The 1142-nt window shown below is 38.0% G+C and carries 2 protein-coding genes and 1 pseudogene; all 3 read left to right on the top strand.

The window, feature by feature from the left end; all coding sequences use genetic code 11:
* Nucleotides 1-42: 42 nt before the first annotated feature.
* The 3 genes and pseudogenes from M2R47_RS09350 to M2R47_RS09345 all read left to right on the top strand — a co-directional run bounded on the left by M2R47_RS09350 (nt 43) and on the right by M2R47_RS09345 (nt 1116).
* A complete protein-coding gene (locus M2R47_RS09350; RefSeq protein ID WP_249102520.1) occupies nt 43-453 on the top strand; it encodes a helix-turn-helix domain-containing protein in 411 nt (136 codons plus the stop codon).
* 225 nt (nt 454-678) lie between these two features.
* A pseudogene (locus M2R47_RS09600) lies at nt 679-786 on the top strand (hypothetical protein); the annotation flags it as partial.
* Entirely contained in the window at nt 781-1116 is a 336-nt protein-coding gene (locus M2R47_RS09345; RefSeq protein WP_249102519.1) for a DDE-type integrase/transposase/recombinase, read from the top strand. The pseudogene M2R47_RS09600 and the gene M2R47_RS09345, both read left to right, overlap by 6 nt.
* The last annotated feature ends 26 nt before the right edge of the window (nt 1117-1142 follow it).

Raw genomic sequence — 1142 nt, 5'->3', positions numbered from 1 at the left:
TGATGAACCACCCCAAAAGTTAGACACCTTTGGGGTGTTTTTATGACCAAATACACAGACGACCTTGAGCTTTCAGTCATTCATCATTACCTTAATGGATATGGCTATGAGCAAACCGCCAAAGTCTTTGGTATGAATGGCAAACAAGTAGAGCTTTGGGTGAGACTCTATCAAGCCCATGGTGTTCATGGTATTCGTACAAGAACAAGCAAAACTGTTTATTCGCCAGAATTTAAGCACCATGCTGTATTACAGATATTGGCAGGCAAATCCATCAGACAGCTTGCCATAGAGCTTAACATTTCAACCCCTGCTTTATTATCAAACTGGTTAAAAGCATATCAAAATCATGGTACATGGGACTCAACTCCAAACCCAAAGGCAAAAAACCCATGCATAAAACCAATCAAGCACACTTTAGCTCTAAACCTGATGATAAAAAGACCAAGCTGAGCTGATTGCTGAATTACCATGGAGAATGATGCCTTAAAAAGTTAGAAGCCTTGGAGCGTCAGCAAGCAAAAAGCAAATCCTTGCAAACAAAATAACCATGATTGACGAACTAAGGCACATGCATCCATTAAAACACTTGTTGGTTTATCTTAGTGTTGCCAAAGCAATCTTTTATTATCATCTTAAGCGGTTAAAACAAGCAGACAAACATCAAGCCATCAAGGCAGATATGGTTATCGCAAAATCACCCTTGCCTTAAAGCAATTAGGCTTTGTCATTAACCATAAAAAAAGTACAACGCTTGATGCAGCAAATGGGACTAAAAGAGTGATTCGTCGCAAACGCAGATTTAGTACTGACAAGGGCAAAATAGGCAATATTGCTCACAATGTACTTAAGCGTGATTTTAAAACAGACAAGCCCAATCAAAAATGGGCAACGGATGTTACTGAGTTTAAAATAGTAGATACACAAGGCAATACAAAAAAGCTGTACTTATCACCCATCATAGATCTGTTTAATGGAGAGGTTGTCAGTTATTGCCCAAAAGACAGATCTGTTTATCCACTGGTTGATGAAATGTTAAAAGATGCTTTGACTAAGTTTAAAGCAGATGAAGCACCAATATTGCATTCAAATCAGAGAGTATCAAAGGTGCATTAAAAGAAGAGATATTCTTTCATGACAAA

This window comes from Moraxella oculi, from assembly GCF_023336735.1.
Classification (GTDB): domain Bacteria; phylum Pseudomonadota; class Gammaproteobacteria; order Pseudomonadales; family Moraxellaceae; genus Moraxella; species Moraxella oculi.
The sequence above is the reverse complement of the archived record's forward strand: the minus strand, read 5'-3'. Positions and strand labels throughout refer to the sequence as shown.